Origin of the sequence: Frankia sp. CpI1-P (genome assembly GCF_001421075.1) — a bacterium.
Lineage (GTDB): Bacteria > Actinomycetota > Actinomycetes > Frankiales > Frankiaceae > Frankia > Frankia torreyi.
Genome location: NZ_LJJX01000023.1, coordinates 53894 through 71128, shown reverse-complemented (window position 1 = coordinate 71128; position 17235 = coordinate 53894). Strand labels below are relative to the sequence as shown.

15 protein-coding genes and 10 pseudogenes are annotated in these 17235 nt (G+C 72.8%); 12 read left to right on the top strand and 13 right to left on the bottom strand.

Going from position 1 to position 17235, the window contains the following annotated elements; all coding sequences use genetic code 11:
* Positions 1–121 precede the first annotated feature (121 nt).
* The 3 genes and pseudogenes from FF86_RS16620 to FF86_RS36015 all read right to left on the bottom strand — a co-directional run.
* Positions 122–1732 carry a class I adenylate-forming enzyme family protein gene (locus FF86_RS16620; RefSeq protein ID WP_052681117.1) on the bottom strand — a complete coding sequence of 537 codons (1611 nt, stop codon included), beginning with the start codon at positions 1730–1732 and terminating at the stop codon, positions 122–124.
* Between the two features lie 59 nt (positions 1733–1791).
* A pseudogene (locus FF86_RS66710) lies at positions 1792–2045 on the bottom strand (hypothetical protein); the annotation flags it as partial.
* A 1-nt stretch (position 2046) separates the two neighbouring features.
* A partial coding sequence (locus FF86_RS36015) for a TetR/AcrR family transcriptional regulator (RefSeq protein ID WP_206778961.1) occupies positions 2047–2463 on the bottom strand: 417 nt, incomplete at its 3' end.
* A gap of 74 nt (positions 2464–2537) precedes the next feature.
* On the opposite strand from FF86_RS36015, the gene FF86_RS16610 reads away from it, so the two are divergent.
* The 6 genes and pseudogenes from FF86_RS16610 (at position 2538) to FF86_RS16595 (ending at position 6021) form a co-directional block, all read left to right on the top strand.
* The gene (locus FF86_RS16610; protein WP_055867354.1) at positions 2538–3875 is read left to right on the top strand and encodes a phosphotransferase family protein; all 1338 of its coding nucleotides are present in this window, start codon (positions 2538–2540) and stop codon (positions 3873–3875) included.
* Between the two features lie 131 nt (positions 3876–4006).
* Positions 4007–4210, top strand: a pseudogene (locus FF86_RS66705) (helix-turn-helix domain-containing protein); the annotation flags it as partial.
* 1 nt (position 4211) lies between these two features.
* A partial coding sequence (locus tag FF86_RS36005; RefSeq protein WP_206778960.1) for a TetR-like C-terminal domain-containing protein occupies positions 4212–4529 on the top strand: 318 nt, incomplete at its 5' end.
* Positions 4526–4610 (top strand): annotated as a pseudogene (locus tag FF86_RS66700) (hypothetical protein); the annotation flags it as partial. The gene FF86_RS36005 and the pseudogene FF86_RS66700, both read left to right, overlap by 4 nt.
* A gap of 1 nt (position 4611) precedes the next feature.
* A pseudogene (locus tag FF86_RS66695) lies at positions 4612–5047 on the top strand (hypothetical protein); the annotation flags it as partial.
* Between the two features lie 146 nt (positions 5048–5193).
* Entirely contained in the window at positions 5194–6021 is an 828-nt protein-coding gene (locus tag FF86_RS16595; RefSeq protein WP_044885542.1) for a phosphatase PAP2 family protein, read from the top strand.
* Between the two features lie 15 nt (positions 6022–6036).
* Here the strand turns inward: FF86_RS16595 and FF86_RS16590 are convergent, their stop codons facing one another.
* The 3 genes from FF86_RS16590 to FF86_RS16580 are packed head-to-tail and all read right to left on the bottom strand — an operon-like array spanning position 6037 to position 8290.
* Positions 6037–6843, bottom strand: a complete 807-nt coding sequence (locus tag FF86_RS16590) for a hypothetical protein (protein WP_199865393.1) — start codon at positions 6841–6843, stop codon at positions 6037–6039.
* Complete coding sequence (locus FF86_RS16585) at positions 6840–7556, bottom strand: aspartate/glutamate racemase family protein (RefSeq protein ID WP_044885541.1); 717 nt, start codon at positions 7554–7556, stop codon at positions 6840–6842. Before FF86_RS16585 ends, FF86_RS16590 begins: the two co-directional genes overlap by 4 nt.
* Positions 7550–8290 (bottom strand): TetR/AcrR family transcriptional regulator, encoded by a 741-nt coding sequence (locus FF86_RS16580; RefSeq protein ID WP_044885585.1) that lies wholly within the window; start codon positions 8288–8290, stop codon positions 7550–7552. The genes FF86_RS16585 and FF86_RS16580 overlap by 7 nt, the downstream gene beginning before the upstream one ends.
* A gap of 135 nt (positions 8291–8425) precedes the next feature.
* On the opposite strand from FF86_RS16580, the pseudogene FF86_RS63690 reads away from it, so the two are divergent.
* The 3 genes and pseudogenes from FF86_RS63690 to FF86_RS62585 all read left to right on the top strand — a co-directional run.
* A pseudogene (locus FF86_RS63690) lies at positions 8426–8681 on the top strand (MFS transporter); the annotation flags it as partial.
* Position 8682: 1 nt separating this feature from the next.
* Positions 8683–9863, top strand: a pseudogene (locus FF86_RS16575) (MFS transporter); the annotation flags it as partial.
* Between the two features lies 1 nt (position 9864).
* On the top strand, positions 9865–9928 hold a 64-nt coding region (locus FF86_RS62585; RefSeq protein ID WP_255355820.1), incomplete at its 5' end, for a hypothetical protein.
* A 74-nt stretch (positions 9929–10002) separates the two neighbouring features.
* On the opposite strand, the gene FF86_RS16570 is transcribed toward FF86_RS62585, so the two are convergent.
* The 4 genes and pseudogenes from FF86_RS16570 to FF86_RS50305 all read right to left on the bottom strand — a co-directional run.
* Positions 10003–10191 (bottom strand): DUF2795 domain-containing protein, encoded by a 189-nt coding sequence (locus FF86_RS16570; protein WP_044885539.1) that lies wholly within the window; start codon positions 10189–10191, stop codon positions 10003–10005.
* A 180-nt stretch (positions 10192–10371) separates the two neighbouring features.
* A pseudogene (locus tag FF86_RS50315) lies at positions 10372–10502 on the bottom strand (PAS domain-containing protein); the annotation flags it as partial.
* 1 nt (position 10503) lies between these two features.
* Positions 10504–10659, bottom strand: a 156-nt coding sequence (locus tag FF86_RS50310) for a PAS domain-containing protein (RefSeq protein WP_242418904.1), incomplete at its 3' end; no start/stop codon positions are given.
* 478 nt (positions 10660–11137) lie between these two features.
* The coding region (locus tag FF86_RS50305) for a toll/interleukin-1 receptor domain-containing protein (protein WP_242418890.1) at positions 11138–11544 on the bottom strand (407 nt) is incomplete at its 3' end.
* A 416-nt stretch (positions 11545–11960) separates the two neighbouring features.
* On the opposite strand from FF86_RS50305, the gene FF86_RS16560 reads away from it, so the two are divergent.
* On the top strand, positions 11961–12365 hold the full coding sequence (locus FF86_RS16560; RefSeq protein ID WP_044885537.1) for an ATP-binding protein: 405 nt from the start codon (positions 11961–11963) through the stop codon (positions 12363–12365).
* Between the two features lie 9 nt (positions 12366–12374).
* Here FF86_RS16560 and FF86_RS16555 read toward each other — a convergent pair whose 3' ends face one another.
* The 3 genes and pseudogenes from FF86_RS16555 to FF86_RS50295 all read right to left on the bottom strand — a co-directional run.
* Complete coding sequence (locus FF86_RS16555; protein WP_063870415.1) at positions 12375–13961, bottom strand: MFS transporter; 1587 nt, start codon at positions 13959–13961, stop codon at positions 12375–12377.
* A gap of 203 nt (positions 13962–14164) precedes the next feature.
* Positions 14165–14387: pseudogene (locus tag FF86_RS50300) on the bottom strand (cytochrome P450); the annotation flags it as partial.
* 1 nt (position 14388) lies between these two features.
* On the bottom strand, positions 14389–14800 hold a 412-nt coding region (locus FF86_RS50295), incomplete at its 3' end, for a cytochrome P450 (protein WP_242418903.1).
* A 1074-nt stretch (positions 14801–15874) separates the two neighbouring features.
* Here FF86_RS50295 and FF86_RS62580 point away from each other — a divergent pair.
* Both FF86_RS62580 and FF86_RS50285 read left to right on the top strand, forming a co-directional pair.
* Positions 15875–16110, top strand: a pseudogene (locus FF86_RS62580) (RND transporter); the annotation flags it as partial.
* A gap of 1 nt (position 16111) precedes the next feature.
* Positions 16112–17234, top strand: a pseudogene (locus FF86_RS50285) (efflux RND transporter permease subunit); the annotation flags it as partial.
* Position 17235 lies beyond the last annotated feature (1 nt).

Below are 17235 nucleotides of genomic sequence, written 5' to 3'. Positions count from 1 at the left end.
AGCCCGTCGTCCGCCTCCGTCAGCCCCCAGCCGGCCGTGTCCGGCAGGTCGGTGCTGGCCGAGTCGGTGCTGGCCGAGTCGGTGTCGGCGGGGCTGGTGCCGGCCGGGTCGGCGGCGGCGGTCATCGCGGTGCCGCCGCGGCCGTGTCGGCGCCGGGGAGGTAACGCTCGCGGAGCTGGGCCTTGGCGACCTTGCCGACCGGGTTGCGGGGCAGCTCGTCGACCAGTTCCACCTGCTCCGGCCACTTCTGCTTCATCAGACCCGCCCGGGCGCACCAGCCGGTGAGGTCCGCGAGGCTGGGCGGGGCGTCCGCGGCCGCGGGGACGATGACGGCGCACACCCGCTCCCCGGTCCGCCCGTCGGGCAGCCCGATGACCGACACGTCGGTGACGCCCGGATGGGTCGCCAGCACCTGCTCCACCTCCACGGCCGAGACGTTCTCCATGTTCCGGATGATCACGTCCTTGATCCGTCCGGTGACGGTCAGGTAGCCGGCCGCGTCGAGGCGGCCGAGGTCGCCGGTGCGCAGCCACCCGTCGGGTGTCATCGCCGCGGCGGTCAGCTCCGGGTCGAGATAGCCGAGCATCAGGTGGTCGCCGCGGAGCTGGATCTCGCCGTCCGAGCCGGCCGGCGCGGCGCCGCCGTCGGCTGCCGTCACCCGCAGCCGCGCCGTGGGCGCGGCGATCCCCTCGGTGGTGGCCCGCTGCGCGGGGGAGTCGCCGAGCCGGCCCATGCACACGATCGGCGCCTCGGTCAGTCCGTAGGTGGGGACGATACCGGCGCCGAACGCGGCCACCATCCGCGCGTCCAGGTCGGGGGGTCGGCCGGTACCGCCGCCGGGGAAGGCACGCACCGATGGGAACAGCCGCCGGCCGGCCGGCAGCGCACGCTGGGCGGCGAGGTAGGCGAGGAAGAACGGCGGGCCGGCCCCGGCGATGGTGACGTCGAAGTCCTGCAGGGCGCTGATCGCCTCGTCGGTGAACCGGGCGACGCACAACGTCTCGAAGCCGACCAGCATCGCCGCGACCTGCCAGGCCGGGCCGCCCACGTGGCAGAGGGGGAAGACCGCGCCGTACCGGTCGTCCGGGCGTAACCCGAGCCGCTCGACCAGGGTGCGTCCGGCCGCCAGCACCGCGCGGTCGGCATGCACCACGCCCTTCGGCACCGACGTCGTCCCCGAGGTGTAGAAGTACCACCGGCCCGCGACCCCCGTCGGCGGGGCCAGCGGACCGCCCCGCGCGGGGCTGTCCTTCCCCCAGGCCAGGACGTCGATCGGCGCGCCGTCGCGGGCCACGGCGGCGGCCACCCGCCGGGCGGCGGCCGTACGCGCCGGGTCGGCGCCGTCGACGATGAGCAGCGCCGGGCGGGCCTGACGCAGGATGAAGTCGAGCTCACGGTCGCCGTAGACGGGCAGCAGGGGATTCTGCGTCGCCCCGAGCCGGCATAGCGCCAGCAGCAGGACGATCGCCTCGACGCTGGTCGGAAGCTGCCAGGACACGACGGTGGCGGGCCGGACGCCGCGGGCGGCGAGGTCCGCGGCGAGGGCCGTCACCCGGTCGCCGAGCTCGCCCCAGGACACCGGCTCGCCACCCACGTCGCGCACCGCCGGCGCCCGCGGGCTGGTCCGGACCCGTCGGTCGAACACGCTCGACAGACTGACTCCGTCGGACCCGCCCACGCCGTCGGACCCGCCCACGCCGTCGGACCCGCCCACTCCGTCGAACTCGTCCATGGCCACCTCGCCGGCTCCGATCTCGTACCGAGAGACGCTTTCACGGAACTGACATAGCGTCAATTATGGTCCGGGCGCCGGGCCAGGCTGAGATGGATGATCTGGGCCTGGGACCGGAGGAGCTCCTCGAGTGGCGCCCCGTCGCGGGCGAACCCCTCGCGGCGGGCCGCCGACATCACCAGCATCATCACCAGCGACCCGGCGAGACCCACGGGATGACCGTCGACGACGGCGACCGACAGCACGTGGGTGAGCCTCTTCATGGCGTCCAGCAGGACCCGGAACACCCGCGGGTCCTCGTCGCGGGAGGCGANCACGATCGTCTCGAGCAGGCCGCGCCGGTCGCTCCAGAAGTCGTGGAACGCCCGGACGAACCGCTCGCACGGCTCGGGCGCGGCGTCCGCGCGCACCAGCACCGCGGCCAGCGCCGTGACCTGCTCGAACTGCTCCATGTGCCGCTCGGCCACCTCGGCGACGGCGCTGGGGAGGTCGGGGAAGTAGTGGTAGAAGGTCCCCGGCGACGTGTGCACCGCCCGCGCGACGTCCGCGACGGCGATCGTCAGGTACGGCGCGGCCAGGCAGCGCCGCTCCACCTCGTCGAGCAGCCGCAGGCGGGTGCGCCGCCCCTTCGGCCCGGGGCCGGGCCCGGGCCCGCCGCCGCCCGCCGGTCGCCGCGACAGCCGGGCCACGTCGCTCAGGCCGGACGGCTCGCTCGGTTCGGCTGCGGTCATCTCGCCTCCCAAAAAATTGAGCACCTGTCAGTTCTCGCTAGTATCGACTCGTCGCCGAGGCTGAGAGGACCGCCGTGACCCCCATCTCGAGCTGGGCCCAACGGACCGACGAGATCGCCGCCGCCCTCGGCGTCGACGCGGTCCGCCTGGTGCCCGTGCCCGCGGGGGCCTCCCGCGAGGCCTACCGCGTCGAGAGCCCCGCCGGTGCCGGCATCGCCTTCCTGCGCGCCGACCCGGTGGCCGGCGGGGTGATGGACGGCAGCGAGATGACCCTGGCCCGCGAGGCCGAGGTGCTCCGGCGCGTGCGCGCCCACGGGCTGCCCGTGCCCGCCGTGCTCGCGACCCTGACGGACCCCGCCGGCACCCTGCTGGAGCTCGTCCCCGGCACCAGCAGACCCGACCCGGCGGCGGTCGAGCAGGCCGCGCCGCAGTACATGGCGCTGCTCGCCCGGCTGCACCGGATCGATCCGCCCGACCTCGGCGTGCCAGCCTCGTCGATCACCGCGGCGCTGCGCTCGGATCTCGACTGGTGGCGCGACCGAGCCGCCACGACGGGCACCCTGGACCGGCCGCTGATCCGGCTGGCGTTGCGGATCCTCGCCGATGGCCTGCCGGACGACCCGACACCGGCGCGGCCGGTGCACGGCGACGCCGGCCCCGGCAACGTCATGATCCATGAGGGGAGGGTGGTCGCCCTGCTGGACTGGGAGCTGTTCCACGCCGGCGACCCGCACGAGGACCTCGCCTGGATCTGGATGCGCGGCGCGCACACCGACTTCGGCGAGTTCACCACCCGCGTCGCCGAGTACGCCGCCGCCGCCGGCGTCGCGGTCGATCCGGGCCGGCTCGACTGGCAGGCCGCGTTCGTGATGACCAAGTCGGTGATCAGCCTGTGGGCCGGGATCATCGCCGCGCCGCCGGGGGCGGACGTGCTCGGCCCGCTCATCGCCGCGCTCGCCTACGACGCGCTGCTGGGAGCCGTGCTCGTCCGGCTGCGCGGCGGCGCGCTGCGGCTGCTCGCAACGCCGGCGATCCCGGCGATCCCGGCGACTTCGGCGGAGACCGGGCTCGTCGACCAGCTCGCCGCCCGCCTCGGCGAGGCGGACCGCGCCGGCGCCGCCATCCTCGATCATCTGCGCCGCCATCTCGCCCTCGAACAGTGGCGGACCAGCCGCCTGGCCGCGGACGTCGCCACCCGACTACCCGCCGACCCCGCCGACCCGGGTGATCCGGGTGATCCGGGTGATCCGGGCGGGCCCGCGGGCCTCGCCGCCCGCGTCGACGACGCCGATCCCACGACGCTCACCGCGCTCGCGACGGTCCTCGGCGCGGCGGCGGATCGAGCCGCCCGCAGCCAGCCGCGTGCCGAACGGCTGATCCGGCGCGCGCAGCGCAACGGACTCGGAGCCTGACCCGCCGCGCGCGGTCCCCGGGTGATCCACTTCTGTTACGCTACTCGCGTAGCGAAATGGAGGGGGCGCATGGGCGGGGGCAGGCCTCGGGACACCGGGGTGGAAGAGCGTGTCGTGGCGGTCGCGAGGGNGATGCTGCGCGAGGGCGGATACGCCAGGTTCGCGGTGGACCAGGTCGCTGACCGTGCCGGGGTGGCCAAGACGACCGTCTACCGGCGATGGCCCTCGCGTGACCACCTGGTGGTCGCGGCAGTGGCCACCTTTCTGGACGACGTGGCGATCGAGGAAACCGGGGATCTTCGAGCCGACCTGGTCCGGATCGCCGCCGCGATCGCNGCCGGCCTGGGTCAGCCCGGAATACGACTGCTCGTGTCGGAGCTGATCGCCGCAGGTGCTCGTCAGCCCGACCTGGCCGCGTCGGTGTATCAGCTGTGGGCCCGGCGGCGAGCGGCGAGCCTCGATCTGTTCGCCGCGGCCGTCGGCCAGGGTGAACAGGCTGACGACGTGGATCCGGGGCTGATCCTCGATCAGATCATCGGCGCCGTCTACTATCGAGCCCTGATCACGGGCGACCCGGTTGATGACGACTACCTGAAGCGTCTCGTGTCCGCGGCCCTGGCCGGGGCCGGGGTCTCATCCGGGGGTCTCGCATGAGCCTGCTGAGTGTCCACGTGCGCGCTGAGATCGACATCGCGGCCACCCCGGCGGAGGTGTGGCAGGTCATCACCGATGGGGNCAGCTACCCGCAGTGGCATCCGCTTGTGCTCCACGCGAGTGGGCGGCTTGCGGTCGGTGCTCGACAGCGGGAGGTCGTACGCACGGCCACCGGCCGGCAGATGACCTTCCGGCCCGTGCTGACGACCGTCACTCCCGAACGCGAACTGACCCGGCGGGGACGGCTGCTGGCGCCGGGCGTCTTCACCGGCGAGCACAGCTATCTGATCGAACCGCTCGATTCCACCCGGGTCCGGGTCACCCAGTCCGAGCGTCTGACCGGCGTGCTCGTTCCGCTGCTGCGCCGCCGGCTCGCCACCGAGACGCAACACCAGTTTCGCGTCGCGCTCGAGGGCCTGGCCCGACAGATCAACACCCGCCGCTCGGCCCCACCACGGCCAGCCGACCAGCGACTGGCCGGGACCTCCGGTCGAAGGAGGCCGCACACCAACGACTCCNGCAGTCCACGGTAGGCACCGTCTGGCTGCGACGACGGGCACAGCCGGAGCGCGGCAGAAGGCGGCGGGCGTGTGGATGACGGTCGGACCCGGGTGGCACGGTACGGCAGGTGTCCGGTGGGTTCGTTGTGGAGAGGAACTGATCCGTGCGATCTCTCCTCGGCCTGGGCGGCCGTCTCGTGGCGGCGGCGGGGCTGCTCGTGCTCATCCTCGCCGGCACCGGTGCGCTCCTCGTCCACGGGCCCGGCCAGGTGCGCGGCTGGGACACCGACGCCGAGCGCTGGCTCGCCGGCCACCGCACCGGCGGCCTGGTCCGCCTCACCGCGGACGCGACCTACCTCGCCGACACCTGGACGGTCATCGCCGCGACGGCGGTGCTGGCGGCGGCCGTCGGGTGGTGGACGCGGCGCTGGTGGCTGCCGGCGGGGATCATCCTGCTCACCGCAGGGGAGACGGCCGTCTACGAGGCGTCCAACGCCCTCGTGGGCCGGCCGCGCCCCGCGGTGCCCCGGCTCGACCCGGGGGATCCGCTGGCCAGCTTCCCGTCCGGGCACACCGCCGCCGCGGTGTGCCTGTACGGCGGCCTGGCCCTCGTGCTGCACCGGCTCGCCGCGGACGGCCGGTTCGGGCGGCTACCGGCCGGCTCCGGTGCCGGCCAGGGCGGAGGCGTGGGCGGGGGGCAGCCGTCGTCGGCTCGGCCGTGGTGGGTCAGGGCCGTGCTGGTCGCGTCGGTGGTCGTCGCGGTCGCCGTGCCGGTGCTCGTCGGGTTCTGCCGGACCTATCGCGGCATGCACCATCCCAGCGACGTGCTCGGCGGCGCCTTCCTCGGCGCGTGCTGGCTCGCGGCCGTCAATCGGGTGGTGCTGGGGCGGCGCGGCGCGCACGACCCTCGGCGCGGCGGTGGATCGAGCTGCCCGCCGCCGGCCGCGCGCCGAGTGCCTGATCCGGCGCGCACGGCGCAGCCGTCTCGCTGACCGGTGCGTGGCCGGTCAACGGAGGATGTTGACGGCGCGGGCAAGGACGAGGGCGACGACGATGATCGAGATTGTCGACTGGGCCATCATCATGAGCTTGGCCCAGCGGGTCATCGGCATCGTGTCCGTCGGGCTGAAGGCGGTGCTGTTCGTGAACGCGACGAACAGGTAGTCGACGAACGTCGGCTCCCAGCGGGGATCGGCGTTCGCCGGATCGCTCATCTGGGGGAACAGCAGGTCGGGGTACTGCCGTTCGCTCTGCGCCCGGGCGAACGGCCCGCCGCGGTCGAACTCCCAGTACCAGAGGGCGAAGGCGATGATGTTCGTCAGGTAGATCGCCGCGCCGGTGCTCAGCAGGACCGCCGGGTCCTCACCGGCCGTGCCGCGGACCAGGCGGTGGGCGAGCAGGGCCGCGCTCACCCCGTTCGCGGTGGTGACCGACGCGGCCAGCAGCAGGCTCGCCGCCCGCTCCACCGGATGCTTGCGGGTCAGCCGCACCGGGTTGACCGCGGTCAGCCCCGCCAGCAGCGCGATCTCCAGGCCGGGCAGCAGCCAGCGCGGGGTGAGCGTCAGCCGGGACGGCAGCGCCCACTGCAACGCGATCGCCACCACCGTGGCGAGCAGCACCGGCAGCCGCCGCTCGCCGTCGGTAGGCCGCAGCCACGCCGGGACGAGATGCTCCGGCAGCCTGCGGACCTCGCCGACCGCCAGCCCGGTGGCCCGGGCGAACTGCCGCAGATGGATCGGCGAGAGCCGGTCCCACGCACTGGTGTGCGGGTGCGCCGGCTCCTCGGGACCGTCCGGGCCGCCCGTCCCGGTCAACCGGACTTGCCTGCCGTCGTTTCCGCGGCGAGGGCCAGCTCGACGGCGGCCTCGACGTGCAGCCGGGTCGTCGGGAAGACCGGCACCGAACTGTCCTGGCGGCGAACCAGCAGCTCGATTTCGGTGCAGCCGAGAATGACGCCCTCGGCGCCCGCGGCTGCCAGCCGTTCGATGACCGCCACGTACTGCCGGCGCGACTGCTCCCGCACGACGCCACGGCACAACTCGTCGAAGATGACGCGGTGCACGAGCGCGCGGTCGACGGCGGGTGGCACGAGGACGCGCAGCCCGGCGGCGGTGAGCCGGTCGCGGTAGAAGGCCTGTTCCATCGTGAACGCCGTGCCCAGCAGGCCCACGGTGCGCAGCCCCGCGGTGGTCACCGCCGCCGCCGTGGCGTCCGCGAGGTGTAGCAGCGGGACGTCGATGGCCGCCTGGACCTGGTCGGCGACCTTGTGCATCGTGTTGGTGCACAGCAGCACCAGATCGGCGCCGGCCGCGACCAGCGACCGCGCGGCGGCGGCGAGGACGACGCTGGCCTCGTCCCACCGGCCGGCGGTCTGCATGGCCTCGATGTCGGCGAAGTCGACGGAGAACAGCACGCACCGGGCCGAATGCAGATCACCGAGCCGCGCCCGGACCAGCTCGTTGGCGAGCCGGTAGTACTCGGCGCTGCTCTCCCAGCTCATCCCGCCCAGCATTCCGATCGTCAGCATCGCGCCGCCGGGTCTCCCTCCCCGGCCGCGGGCGTCCCGGCAGGGCCGGGGGCGGTGCCGAAGGCGTGCAGGAAGGTGTCGACCGCGGCGCGGGCGACGGCGTGCTGCTCGGCGGCGGAGATGACTCTGGTGCCGTACCGGCAGCGGGCCTCCAGCGAGCCGGTGAGCAGGGCGGCGAGCTGCTCGGCCGCGGCGGCCGGATCGCCCGCGCGCAGGTGGCCGGCCAGGGCGAGGCGGGCCAGGCGGTCGGCGAGTGCCTCGGTGACCGGGTCCGATGCCCGGCCGGTGATGATGTCGAGCAGGTCGGGGAACTGGCTGATCTCCGCGTAGAGCAGGCGCCGCAGCGCCCAGCCGCGCTCGTCGCAGTAGCACGCGACGAGCTGGCTGCCGACGTCCTCCAGCGTCGCGCGCAGGTCGCCGTCGTGGTCGCGTAGCCGGTCGACGGCCGCGAGGTTCTTCGCCATCGCGCGGTCCGCCTCGGCGGCGATCGCCGCGCGCAGCAGTGTCTGCTTGTCCCCGAAGTGGTTGTAGATCGTGTGCTTGGCGACGCGTGCCTCGGCGGCGATCGCGTCCAGCGTGGCCTGCGCGTACCCCTCGCGGGCGAAGACCACGAACGCGGTGGCGAGGATCGCCTCGCGCTTGTCGATCCGGCCGCGCGCACTCGGCCGGGCGGGCGAACCGGTGGTGGTGGTGGTGGCCGATCCGGCAGCCGCGGCGGGCGTCCTCCCACTCATCACCACACCGTATCCCAGCACCCACCATTCTCTGCACCGGCTGGTGCAGTAAAGCCACCCGTCCGGTTCCTTGGAACGTGATGGCCTGTTACAGTGCACCGACCAGTGCAGATTTAGGGACTCACGAGGTGAGAGATGGCGCAGGTGCTGGACGAGGGCCGATTCGATCCCGCGTTGCGGCGGCTGATCGCCGTCGTGCTCCTCGGCGGGATCATGGGAATCCTCGACGGCTCCATGGTGGCCGTCGGAGTGGACACCCTGGCCGCACGCTTCGACGCCGCGCTCAGCACGATCGGCTGGGTCTCCACCGGCTACCTGCTGGCGCTCACCGTCGCCATCCCCGTCACCACCTGGGCCGTCGACCGGTTCGGCGCCCGCCGGCTGTGGCTGGNCGGCCTCGTCGCCTTCCTGGTCGCCTCGGTCGCCTCGGGGCTGGCCTGGAACGTGAGCAGCCTGATCGTCTTCCGGGTCCTGCAGGGGCTCGCCGCCGGCATCCTCGACCCGCTCGTGCTCACGCTGCTGGCCCGCGCCGCCGGCCCCCACCGGGCGGGTCGGGTGATGGGGCTGATGGGCATGGTCCTCTCGGCCGGCCCGGTTCTCGGTCTCATCGTCGGCGGGGCCGTCCTGGCGCACTTCTCCTGGCGGTGGATGTTCCTGATCAACCTGCCGATCGGGGTCGCCGCGCTGATCGGCGCGCTGCGGGTCATCCCCCGCGACGCGCCGACGGGCGACGCGCCGACGGGCGACGCGCCGACGGGCGGCGTATCGACGGGCGGCGTGCCGCGCACACGGCTTGACGTGCTCGGGGTGGCGCTGGTGGGCCCGGGCTTCGCCGCGGCGGTGCTGGCGCTGTCCCAGGCCGCGGACCGCACGACCTTCGTCGCCTGGCAGGTGCTGCTCCCGCTGGCCGCCGCCGTCGCCCTGCTCGCCGGCTACGCCGGGCACGCCCTGCGCCCGGCCGCCGCGCGGCGCACGCCGCCGCTGATCGACGTCCGGCTGTTCACCAGCGGCGGCTTCGCGGCCAGTGTGGCGATCATGATGTTGGTCGGGCTGGCGATGTTCGCGAACCTGTTCGTGCTGCCGCTGTACTACCAGCAGCAGCACGGGCACGGCCCACTCGCCTCCGGGCTGCTCGTCGCGCCGTTCGCGGTCGCCGCCATCATCGCCATGCCGCAGTCCGGTCGGCTGTCCGACCGGCTCGGCGCCCGGCGGCTGGTCCGCGTCGGGGCGCTCGTCGCCGCCGTCGGCGAGTTCGCGTTCACCCGGGTGGGCGCGCACACCGCGGAGGTCTGGCCGGCGCTGGCCGCGTTCGTCGTCGGGTTGGGGCTGAGCTTCGTCGGCGCCCCGACGATGGGCTCGCTGTATCGCACGCTGCCGCCGGCCTCGGTGCCGCAGGGCAGCTCGGTGCTCTACATCCTCAACCAGCTCGGTGCCGCGATCGGCATCGCCGTGGTCACCCTCATCCTGGCCACGGTGGGTGACGGCGGCGGTGTCGACGGGTTCCACGGGGTCTACTGGTTCGCGCTGGGCACCATCGTGATCATTCTGGCTGCCAGCCTGCTCCTGCCGGGCCNCCCGGAGCCGGCGGCGCAGCCGGCCGCCCAGTCGGACCGGACGGCGGAGGTCCCCGTGTCGTGAACGACGGGGTCGGGCCGGAAGGCGGTTGCCCCGGCTCGACCCCGTCGCGTGTCCTGCTCGGTGACCGGTTCCGGTCAGGACTTCTCGGACAGCTCCTTCGAGATTGCGTTCGGGCCGCTGTACTGCCGGTCCGGAATCTTCTCCAGGGTGCGGACGAGGGATTCGTCCGCACCGTTCTCCCTTGCCTTCTTCACGATCGCCGAACGATCGGCCGGGTAGTCGACGCCCTTGAGGAACTTCTGCGCTTCGGTTGCTGTGGTCATGCAGCCATGATGGCCCGCCGCCCGGCCGTTGAAACCTCGCCCGCGTAATGCCAGGGAATGTGACGTCGACGTTTCGGGAGCCGCTGAAGGTAGCTGGCGGAGTCAGCCGTAGAAGAATTCTTCCACCATGTTGTCAGGAAGGCGGGCGAGAGTCTCCAGCAAACTTTTGCTGCCTTTCGNCCCTGGCAGGAACCTCTCGGCGTCCACGTTGATGCACAGCAGTGCGATCAGGCCGAATACTCGGTGGTAAATCGGGATGGTCGCGCTTCTCAGTCTGCGGCCGTCCGGCAGGCGCACCTGGTAGACGGCTGNCTCGGCGCCCGGCGGGTTCACGATCCGGCTCAGTGCCACGTTGCTTACCGGCGAACCCACCTGTCGTCCGGTGAACCCGTTCTGGACGGCGCAGACCGAATGAAGGGGATCCCGCGTGTCGTGCAGGACGAACTCGATCGGTAGGTGGGCGAACATCGCACCGACGAGGTTGGTCAGGTTGATCAGCGGTTCGATGAGGTTTCGTCGCTGGGCCTGGGGACCGTCCATGTACCTCATTTCCGTCCGAAACTCCGCCTTGACCCGCTGCACCAGTGCGTAGGTGTCCGGGGAGAGCTCCACGTCCGGCCGGTTCTGCGCCACCAGGTAGTCGAGTTCCACGGCGGCGCGGACGTTCCGCTCGGCGATGACCCGCTGGCAGGCACGCCGCAGATGTTCGAGATCAAGCTCGACGGCGCGCTTGTCCCGCAACCGCACCGGATACTCCACCATCCTGGCCAGCGGCGTGCCCGTCAACAGGGCTTCGGGGCTGAGTAGCCGGCTGGATGTTTCCCCGGGCTGTTCTGGGTCGGTGCCGGTCGAGCCGGGGAACGGCGGCCTTGCCGTGGGCTTGGTCCGACCCGTCTGCGCGTCCACGATCCATTGCAGCAGCAGACGGCTGGCTTCCGCCTCGTCNGCCACGTCGAACAGGTCGAAGGCCTTGATGTCGCCGAGCAGCCCGGGGAGGCGGCAGTCCTCGACCCTGACCGGCAGCAGCTTGCGGGCGAACCCGTGGTCGTGCTGGTAGGCGAGTTCCCACGCTCGCTGCTCGTAGGCCGACGCGAGGTAGGTCTCCGACACCAGTGCAATCGTGCGCTCCGACGCGGTCATGTCACGTCGCAGTGAAGCCGCCCACTCCGTTCCGGGCGTGAAATTCCACTCCTGCAGCAGCACCCGGTATTTCTCATCCTCGAGCTGCCAGGCGACCCACTTCGCCCAGTCGTGGTCCTTGGCGTGATAGGAGACGAAGAAGTCGTACTCGGCCTGCCTCCCGGTGCCCTCCGGCTCCGGACCAGCCGGCCCCCGCGGGTTCGTGTCGTCCATAATTGTCAGCATGCCACCCGGTGCCCGGGCCGGATTCTACGGCCCCGGCCCGGCCGCCGCCGAAGGTGGGCGACGCAGCGCGGGTTCGGCCCGGGTGAAGCGAATATCCCGCGAGAAGCCTGCCGACCGGCAATNCATTGCCCGGTCCGCGCTGCCGGCCGGACAGCTCAGCCAGTACCGGTGGCGTCATGCGTTCCACGGCGACCAGCCCGTCCACGGCGGTCAGGACGTCCACGGCGGTCAGGACGTCCGCCGAGGTGAGGGCCAGCAGGCCGGCTCCGGGCGTCGGGGCGGACGGGACCGGCATCTGGTCGAGGGACGAGGGGCGTCCCCCCGGCGTCGCGCACGGCCGCTACGGCCGCGATGACCGACCCGACTTCGGTTTATCCATGGATTCGCCCGGATATGTGGATGCCATGGCAGTCGGGTCGGAACCTCCAGTCGGGATATTTCTCGACCGGTTCGTCCTCCCGCCAGGTCCGGACGCTCCGGGTCGGGCGCGCCAGCGGCTGACGGCGGACCTGACCGGCCGGGGCGTCCCCGTGGAGGTGACCGAGACCGTCGTGCTGCTCGCCAGCGAACTGGTCACCAACGCCGTGCTGCACGGCCACGGTGAACCGGAACTGGAGATCCGGACCACCGATCACCTGGTCTGGGTGGGCGTCCGGGACCCGGACCGCCACCCGCCGCGGGTGCGCCACGTCGACGCCGACTCGCTCGGCGGCCGTGGCCTGCACCTCGTCGACGCGCTGGCCGAGGACTGGGGCGCGGCCGCCGTCCCCGGCGACGGCAAGACCGTGTGGTTCCTTCTCCGCCGCTGACCCCGGCCGCTACGGCGCCACGGTCGGCACCTGCGCAGGGGTCGGCACCCGCGGGGAGGGCGGTGCCTGCGTCGTGGTCGGGCGCGGGATCGTGAGGCACGCGAGCGCGGCGAGGACGACCGCCGAGACGGTGATGATCCAGCCCAGGTCGTAGGCGTCCGTGAGCGAGCCGAGGTCGTCGGCCGCCGCGCCGCCGAGCGCCGCGACGAGCAGGGCGGTCCCGATGACGGTGCCGATCTGACGGGCCATGGTCACCACCGCGGAGCCGGTGGAGACGCTCGCCGGGGGCAGTGCGGTGACGGCCGCGCTGATCAGCGTCGGCAGGATCAGCCCGACGCCGACGCCGGTGAGCAGCATCCCGGGCAGCATCGCGCCGACGTAGTCCGGCTGCGGCGCCATCCGCAGGATCCACCAGCCGATCCCGGCCGCGAACACCAGGCAGCCGGCGGCGGCCACCCGTCCCGACCCGAGGCGGGCCACCAGCGGCCCGGCGGCGAGGGCGAGCCCCGGCACCATCAGCGGTCCGGGGGCGATGGCAAGCCCGGTCCGCAGCGCCGACCAGTGCCAGACGTCCTGGCACCACAGCACGCCCGACAGCAGCATCGCCGCGAACGCGACGCTGAACACGAACGCGGCCACCGCGGCGGCGCTGAAGGTCCGCACGCGCAGCAGCGGCAGCGGCAGGACCGGCGCGGGATGACGCGCCGAGCGGTGCAGGAACCCGGCCAGCAGCAGCACGCTGGCGAGCAGCGATCCGACCACCCGCGCGGAGCCCCAGCCCCAGTCCGGCCCGCGGACCAGCCCCAGCGCCAGCGCCGCGATCCCGACCGTCAGCAGGACCGCCCCCGCCGGATCGGACCGCCCCACGCCGGGGCGCCGCGGCGGGTGGGGCAGCACCCGCGGTCCGGCGACGAGGACGGCGAGCCCGACCGGCAGGTTGACCAGGAACACCCACCGCCAGTCCAGTTCGGTCAGCAACCCGCCGGCGACGGGTCCAAGAGCGGCCGCCAGCCCGCTCACCGCCGTCCAGGCCCGCACCGCCGCCCCCCGCCGCTCGGGCGGCGCCGCCGCGAGCAGCAGGCCGAGGGAGGACGGGGTCATCACGGCGGCGCCCGCCGCCTGCAGCACCCGGGCGGCGACGAGGAACCACACCGTGGGGGCGGCGGCGCACAGTGCGGAAGCGACGACGAAGATCGCGGTGCCCCAGAGGTAGGCGCGGCGCGGGCTGGTCCGGTCCGCGAGGTTCCCGGCCGGCACGAGCAACGCGGCGAAGACGACGGCGTACCCGTTCAGCACCCACGACAGCGACGACAGCGACGATCCGTCGAAGTGCCGGCCTATGTCCGGCAGAGCGACGTTGACGACGAACAGGTCGAGGTTCGACATGGCGACCCCGGCCGCCACCACCGCGAACACCCGCCCGAACCGCCCACCGGGCGCGCCGCCCGGTGCGATGCCGCCTGGCGCGATTCCACCCAGCGCGATGCCGCCCGCGTCACTGCTCGTCGGGCTGCTGCCCCTGGATGGGCGGTTCCCGACGGAGGTGATCGTCGGTGGTCGCCCGGATCGCAGCGCCGACTTGGGGCTGTCGTCCATGTTCACTCATCCCTCGCACCGTGAGTTCGAAAATCCAACTAACGTGGTCGAGGGGGAGCCTAGCCGCAGTGGGTTGGAGAATCCAACGATGGCTGCCGGGCTGCCGGGCTGCCGGGCGGGGCGGCGGGGCGGGTGCACGCCGCCGGGGCCGGTGGGTGACGTCCCTTGGTGGTGCCTCGGCTCCGGCGGCGCGAACGGCGCCGTTACCAGACGACGGGCAGGGTCTCCGGTCGGCCGATCGGTGCCTTGAGCTCGTAGCGCAGCTCGGTGGGCGCCACCGCGAGCCGCAGCCCGGGGACCTTCTCGATCAGCGCGGTGAGCACCTCGGTCAGCTCGACCCGGGCCAGGTGCGCGCCGATGCAGTGGTGCACCCCGGCGCCGAAGGTCAGGTTCGGCACCGGCTCCCGGGTGAGATCGAGGCGGTCGNGGTCGGTGAACACCGCGGGGTCACGGCTCATCGCCGCCAGCGGGACCACGACCACCTCTCCGGCGCGGACGACGAAGCCGCCCAGATCGATGTCCTCGGTCGCCACCCGGGGGAAGGTCATCGACAGCGGGTGGTAGCGCAGGAGCTCCTCGATGGCGTTCGGCATGCCGCTCGGGTCGGTGACGAGGGCCTCCCAGTGCGACCGCTGGGTGAGCAGCGTCGTGATGACGTTCGAAATGACGCCGCCGGTGGTCTCGAATCCGCCGATGAGCAGTGTCATGGCGAGCGAGTGCAGCTCGGTCTCGGTGAGTGTGCCGTCGTTGTCGGCAGCGGCGATGAGAACATCGAGCAGACCCTCCGGGCTGTCGGCATTGCCGGCGGTGGCCTTACGCGCACGCACCAGCTCACCCATGTACCTGTACAGCGCGGAGAGCCCGACTGCGGCGCCCTTCGGGTCGAGATGGAACCGGAACAGCGACTCGCTCCAGGTCCGGACGTTGTCCCGGTCGAGATCGGGGACGCCGAGAAGCTGGCAGATCACCTCGATCGGCAGATGGAAGGCGAGCGTGCGGATGTCACCCGGCGCCTCCTGGGCCGTCATCGCGTCGATCCGGGCCCGGGCCGTCGCCGCGATCCAGGGCCGCATCCGCTCGATCCGCCGGTGCGCGAAACCGGCGTTGACCATGCGCCGGATTCGGGTGTGCTCCGGCGGGTCGAGCCAGAGCATGGAGTTCGGATCGGGCATCTGGCCCGCGGTCAGGGGCGGGGAGAAGTCCAGCGTCCTGGTGCGGGAGAAACGGGAGTCGGCAAGCATCGCCCGGGCCGGCGCATAGCGGACGATCAGCCAGATGGGGAGCTGGCCCGGACCGAACCGCACACGGATCGCGGGAGCTTCCCGCGCATATTCCGCCAGGCGTCCCGAGGAATGCGGCGAGAACGTGTCGTCAAAGGGAAACGAGGGGATTTCCTGGTCGTTCTGCACGACGTCGGTAACCGACATGGGGAGTGGACTTCCTTTCGCTGCCAGGGCAGGGGGGGAGCAGCGGGCCGATCGTTGCATGTCGATTGGTCGCACGTAGTGAAGACGGTCGAAAAAACGGGTGCGAAGCGACGCCGGGACAGCTTGTCGCCAACATGTTCTGCACACATCCTGCTGCTGGCAGGAGAAGGTCACCCGTCGCGGCGCCGGATTGTCGGGCGTTAGGATCCGCCGCCATCAGGGCCCCGCCGCCGTCGCCGCCGTGCGCCACCACCGTCCGCCACCGCTACCGCGGATGCTGTCGCCACGGCCGCCTCGTGACCGGTTTCCCCGGACGTGTTGTGATCCCCCGGACACGTTGCCGGCACCCCACCGGAGTGNCCATCTGGCCGGTCCAGATCCGGTTCACGTTGACGCCGTGCATGTCCGTGGGCCAGATTGGCCCCGCATACGAATCCGACATTAGACCCAAATGGGCCATTACCGGTCCCTGCCGAGGAGTGTGCCGTGACGCTACTGGTCCGCTGGTGCCAGCGGTACCGATGGCTGGTCGTCGCGGTGTGGCTGACAGCGCTGATCGCCGCGACGAACGTCGCCCAGGAGAAGGGCGCCCGGTTCAGCCAGGATCTCGGCGTCACCGGCGCCGAATCGCAGCAGGCGATGGACCTGGTGGCCGACATCATGCCCGACCGGAAACTGCCGGATCTGGAGATGATCGTCGTGCGGGCCCGGGCGGGTGACGTNCAGGCGCCCGAGGTGCGGGCGCGGGTCGCCACGATGATCGCGCAGCTCGGCAAGCTCCCCGGCGTCACCGGTGTGTTCGACCCCTACAGCCCGCTCGGCGCCGTGCCGCTCGGCGGCAGCCCCCTGAGCGCGGACGGGCATACGGCGATCGTCTCCGTGCTCATGAAGGACGCGCCGACCACGCCCGACCTCCCCGTGATGCGCCGGCTGATCGCCACCGCCCGCGACTACGACGGGCCCGACCTGCAGGTCGAGGTCACCGGGCCCGCCACCACCGTCGTCGTGCAGGGGACGATCTCACCCTGGCCGATCGCGCTCGGCATCGGCGTGGCGCTGCTCATCCTCTGCCTGGCGGTGCGCTCGCCGGCCGCCGTCGCCGTGTGCGCCGTCACCGCGGGGGCGGCGACCGCGGCGGCGCTGGACGGCGTCACCCTGCTGTCCCGCCGGGCCAACGTCATGCAGCTCGCACCGCTGCTGGCGCTGGTGCTCGGCTTCGGGCTGAGCCTCGGCTCCGCCCTCGTCGTCGTCCACCGCTGCCAGACCGACCTGAGGCGGGGACGCGGCCCCGACGACGCGGTGCGCGCGGCGATGCGCCATTCCGGCCGGGCGACCCTCGCGGGCAGCCTCGGGCTCGCCGTGGTCATGCTCGGCACCAGCGCGCTGCGCCTCAGCGTGTTCGACGGCCTCGCCCTGGCCGGGTTCACCGCCGCCGCCGTGAGCATCCTCGTCGTCGCCACGCTGCTGCCCGCGATGCTGTCGATCTCCGGGCGTGGCCTGCTGGTCTGGGCCGAGCGGACCCACCTGAGCGTCACCGGAACCGGCCTGCCGGTGCGGCCGGGCCTGCGGTCCTGGTGGGCGAGGACCGTCGGGCGCCACCCCCAGGTGCTGGCCGGGGCGGCGGTCGTGCTGCTCACCATCCTGGCGCTGCCGGTGGTGGGCTTGCGCCTCGGCGGCACCGACAACGGCGTCGACCCGACGTCGACGACGAGCCGGCGCGCCTACGACCTGGTCAGCGACGAGTACTTCCCCGGCCTCAACGGGCAGCTCATCGTCATGGCCACGGGGGTGTCCGCCGACCAGCCGACCGCCGTGCCCCACCTGCTGACGGCCCTCGAGGGCACCCN

Coding starts and splice junctions, on each gene's coding strand:
- FF86_RS16620 (WP_052681117.1), bottom strand. CDS start 1,732: ATGGACGAGTTCGACGGAGTGGGCGGGTCCGACGGCGTGGGCGGGTCC.
- FF86_RS16585 (WP_044885541.1), bottom strand. CDS start 7,556: ATGCTGACGATCGGAATGCTGGGCGGGATGAGCTGGGAGAGCAGCGCC.
- FF86_RS16580 (WP_044885585.1), bottom strand. CDS start 8,290: ATGAGTGGGAGGACGCCCGCCGCGGCTGCCGGATCGGCCACCACCACC.
- FF86_RS16570 (WP_044885539.1), bottom strand. CDS start 10,191: ATGACCACAGCAACCGAAGCGCAGAAGTTCCTCAAGGGCGTCGACTAC.
- FF86_RS16560 (WP_044885537.1), top strand. CDS start 11,961: ATGGCAGTCGGGTCGGAACCTCCAGTCGGGATATTTCTCGACCGGTTC.
- FF86_RS16555 (WP_063870415.1), bottom strand. CDS start 13,961: ATGGACGACAGCCCCAAGTCGGCGCTGCGATCCGGGCGACCACCGACG.